Annotated in this window: 6 protein-coding genes; 2 read left to right on the top strand and 4 right to left on the bottom strand. The window is 71.2% G+C overall.

Going from position 1 to position 3,387, the window contains the following annotated elements; genetic code table 11:
* On the bottom strand, positions 1 to 307 hold a 307-nt coding region (locus tag HF519_RS29645; protein ID WP_211170769.1), incomplete at its 3' end, for a TDT family transporter.
* Positions 308 to 476: 169 nt separating this feature from the next.
* Between HF519_RS29645 and HF519_RS29640 the strand changes: the two genes are divergently transcribed.
* Both HF519_RS29640 and HF519_RS30735 read left to right on the top strand, forming a co-directional pair.
* Positions 477 to 1,121, top strand: a complete 645-nt coding sequence (locus HF519_RS29640; protein WP_169416261.1) for a type IV toxin-antitoxin system AbiEi family antitoxin — start codon at positions 477 to 479, stop codon at positions 1,119 to 1,121.
* 27 nt (positions 1,122 to 1,148) lie between these two features.
* Positions 1,149 to 1,325 carry a hypothetical protein gene (locus tag HF519_RS30735; protein ID WP_211170768.1) on the top strand — a complete coding sequence of 59 codons (177 nt, stop codon included), beginning with the start codon at positions 1,149 to 1,151 and terminating at the stop codon, positions 1,323 to 1,325.
* Positions 1,326 to 1,390: 65 nt separating this feature from the next.
* Here HF519_RS30735 and HF519_RS32080 read toward each other — a convergent pair whose 3' ends face one another.
* From HF519_RS32080 to HF519_RS29625, 3 genes are all read right to left on the bottom strand, one after another.
* Positions 1,391 to 1,639 carry an acyl-CoA synthetase family protein gene (locus HF519_RS32080; protein WP_308259565.1) on the bottom strand — a complete coding sequence of 83 codons (249 nt, stop codon included), beginning with the start codon at positions 1,637 to 1,639 and terminating at the stop codon, positions 1,391 to 1,393.
* Positions 1,609 to 2,025 (bottom strand): hypothetical protein, encoded by a 417-nt coding sequence (locus HF519_RS32075; RefSeq protein WP_246245427.1) that lies wholly within the window; start codon positions 2,023 to 2,025, stop codon positions 1,609 to 1,611. The genes HF519_RS32080 and HF519_RS32075 overlap by 31 nt, the downstream gene beginning before the upstream one ends.
* A gap of 121 nt (positions 2,026 to 2,146) precedes the next feature.
* Positions 2,147 to 3,079, bottom strand: coding sequence for a TetR-type transcription factor C-terminal domain-containing protein (locus HF519_RS29625; RefSeq protein ID WP_169416260.1), 933 nt, complete (start codon positions 3,077 to 3,079; stop codon positions 2,147 to 2,149).
* Between the last annotated feature and the right edge of the window lie 308 nt (positions 3,080 to 3,387).

The raw sequence follows: 3,387 nt of genomic DNA, 5'->3' as shown, positions 1-3,387 counted from the left end.
CCCACGCCCACCCCGCCATCGACAGCCGGGTCCCCAGCACCGCCGTGGCGGCGACCCCGGTCAGCGCCGGCGGGGTCCCCGCGACCGCGCGCCAGCCGGCCCGGTCCAGAACCAGTTGCCCGCCGACGGCAGCCACCAGCGCCAGCCAGACCGCGACGGCGAGGGCGAGCCAGACCGCGGACAGCGCCGGTTGTCCGGCCGAGCGCAGCGCGACGGACAGCACCGCGGTGGCCATCGCCGCCGCCCCGAGGGTCGGGTGCGCCCGCATCATCGCGGCGCGGCCCGGAGGAAGGCTCGCCCCGGTCATGGCCATCCCCGCACCGGCACATTGTGAGCCCGGGCTGCGGTGCGGCGGGCCGGCCGTGGGTCGAGGGCGCCTCGACGCAGGTCCAGGGTGGCGGTGGCGCGCTGCCCCGCCGCGACCTACCTTCATCACTGTCACGAGCGTAGTGTTTTGAACTACGGAGCTGACAGTGATGGGCGCTCATGCCGCCGCGCGGGTTCCGCCGGCGCTGCTCAGCCGTGGTCGCGTCCTGCGTCCCATCGACGCCCAGGAGGTCTACGCCAACCCCCGGGCCGACTTCGCCCGGCTCGAACGTCGCGGGGCCTTGCACCGGCTCGCCCCGGGTCTGTTCGCGGCGGTCCCCGACGACGCGGTCGGCGCGGACTGGCTGCCGCCCCTCGAAGCCGCCGCGCTCGCGATCGCCGGCACCGGTGGCCACACCGGCGAGGCGGCGCTGATGGGGATCAGCGCGGCCCGCGTCCACGCGGCCATCCCGCGCGCCCTCAACGTCGCCGTGGTGGCCGTGGCCCGACATCGCCGCACCCTGCAGCTGACCGACCGGAAGGCCGAGGTGCTGTTCGTGCGGCGCGACGTCGCCCGGCTCGACGTCCAGCGGTATCGGACCGAGCTGGGCCAGGGATGGGTGACCACGGTCGAGCAGACCGTGCTCGACCTGATCGCCCGGCCCGAGCTGGGCAACACCCCGGACGCGGCGCGCGAGGCGATCGCGGCGCTCATCCCGCGGGCTGACACCGATCTGCTGCGGGAGCTGGCCGTGGCGCAGCGGCGCCGCGGCGCCGTCGAGCAGGCCCTGGTCCACCATCGCGAGAGGGCCTAGCGTGCTCGCTCCCAGGAGTTGCGGGCGGTGGCCGCTCGATTCGGGGTCGATCAGTCGCAGGTCCTGCGGGATCACCTGATCTCGCACCTGCTCGCGGCCGTCAGCGCGGTGGCGGGAGACTCGGTGATCCGGTTGACCGTGACCGCGGCCGAGGCCCTGGCCGCGGTCCGGGCCGGCTGGGCCCGACTGGTCGAGCCGGGCTGACGACCGGCTCGACCACGACACGGCGCAGGCCGGCGGGGACATCCTGATGCTGCCCCCTCCGGTCGTCAGCTTCGCGGCCGCTCGTCGACGACGCGACGGGCCTTGAACGTCGTCTCCGGCAGGGTCCCGGGCTTCAGCAGCTCGACCGCGACGCGGATGTGAAGGGCCCGCTTCAGCGCCTCCTCGGTCCGCCGCACGAGCGCGGCGCGGCGGGCCTCACCCTCCCCGGACGGGAGCGCGTCCAGCTCGGCGACGGTCCCGTGGCCGAGCTCGGCCTGCACGCTCAGCTCGTCGAGCGCGCCGGCCTTGCGCACCAGGATGCGGAACTCCGGCCGAGGTCCGGCACGTACGTGCGCCCGCAGGGGCACGGGTCGGTGGCCAGGTAGGTCTCGTCCCCGGGCGCGAAGCGGATCATCGGCTGGGAGTCGCGCCACAGGTGGGTGTCGACGACCGCCCCGCGGTCGTCGACCTCCTCGATCTGTGCGTCTGAGGGAAGGTCGAAGTTGTCGTACAGCCCCGGGAAGGCGGTTCGCAGGTCCTCGATCCCAGGTGCCCGGTCGGTGGCAGCGACGCGAGGACATTGCTGTACAAGGCCGATCAGCGGTTCGTGCTGCTCGATCGGGAACTGCACGAAGGTCGCCGTCTTCGCGCCCATCTCCGCGCCGATCTCCACGGCCAGGGTGACCGAGTCCGGCGACATCGCGATCTCGACCAGCCGGCCCTCCGCCGACCGGCCCGAGTACGGGGTGATCTCGGCGGGCGGCTGCTTGTAGAACGTGCCGTCACCCTGGCTGCGCCCGGTCTTCAGGCCGGGAGGCGCCTCAGCCAGGGAACCGGGCAGCTACCGACCTGTACTGCATGAGGTCGAGAGCGAAGCCGACATACTGCTGGGCGACCCGCTCGGCGCTGAGGGGGCCATCGGGCCGCCACCAGTTGGGCAGCGCCGTGCACATGGTGACGACCGCGCGGGAGGCCTCATGGGGATGGTCGTTGCGAAACTGCCCGTCGCGGACGGCCGCTTCCACCTCCTCGTCGACCATGCGTTGCTGGCGGGTCCGCATGGTGGCGATCTTGATGCGATTCTCGGTATCCAAGCTGCGCATCTCGCTCGCGCCGACGAAACCGAGTTCTCGGCGATGGGTGTGGAACAGAGCGAGGTGCTCGATGAGCAGGCTGAACCGCTCGACGGGATCACGGCCCTCGCTGCGGGCGGTTTCGGCGCGTTGGAGCAGCTCGGTCATGGTGCGGTCGAGGATGGTGAGCAGCATGTGCTGTTTGCTCGTGTAGTAGTGATAGAGCCCGGAGACCGACAGGTCGCATCGGGACGCGATTCCGCGCACGGTCGCGCCGTGGTAGCCGATTTCCAGGATCTCTTCGAGTGCCGCGCGAAGCACGGGATCGAAATCCAGTGGCGCGTAGGTGCGCCAGTCCGGAGGGTCACCGTTTTCCGCGGTCGAGTGTGCTGCGGATGGAGGGTGCGGCGATGCCGAGGCGGGCGAGACGTCCGGCGCCTCCGGGTCCACGACGATGTCGAGGATCTGGGGCACCGTGAGGTTCAGTACGTCGGCGATCTGACCGAGGCGCACGACGCTGAGACCGGTTCGACCGTTCTCGATCTGGCTGACCGTCGCCGGGCTGACCCCGAGCCTGTGCGACAGCGCGCGCAGGCTGATCTTCTGCGCCATCCGAGCGGCGCGGACCTGTGCCCCGAGCGTTGCGTCGGCGGGCCGGCCACCGCCACCTGCTGCCGTCATGGCCACCCCTCCTGATCACGCCGGTCGTTTAGATTAACTGAACACAGTGGTCCCGGTTACGGCAGAACTCAAGTCTTGACGCACTGCTGGGTGATCTGCATCATTCTCTAAACATCAGCCGTGCGAACGCTCGCCCGGCTACAGAGTGTTCAGTTCCTGTGAGGAGACGAGGATGTCTGACGCCCCCGCGATGGGTGAGTTCCTGGGTGCCGACGCGCCCAGCAACTGGGGTAAGTGGGGTCCGGACGACGAGGTCGGGTGCCTGAACTACCTGGACGCGTCGCAGGTGCTGCGCGGGGTGCAGCACA

Origin of the sequence: Pseudonocardia bannensis (assembly GCF_012911875.1) — a bacterium.
Taxonomy (GTDB): Bacteria; Actinomycetota; Actinomycetes; order Mycobacteriales; family Pseudonocardiaceae; genus Pseudonocardia; species Pseudonocardia bannensis.
This window is presented reverse-complemented; position numbering and strand designations above follow the sequence as displayed.

Bases quoted from the DNA above. Each gene is read 5' to 3' on its own strand.
- HF519_RS32075 (WP_246245427.1), bottom strand. From the start codon at position 2,025: ATGTCGCCGGACTCGGTCACCCTGGCCGTGGAGATCGGCGCGGAGATG.
- HF519_RS29640 (WP_169416261.1), top strand. From the start codon at position 477: ATGGGCGCTCATGCCGCCGCGCGGGTTCCGCCGGCGCTGCTCAGCCGT.
- HF519_RS29625 (WP_169416260.1), bottom strand. From the start codon at position 3,079: ATGACGGCAGCAGGTGGCGGTGGCCGGCCCGCCGACGCAACGCTCGGG.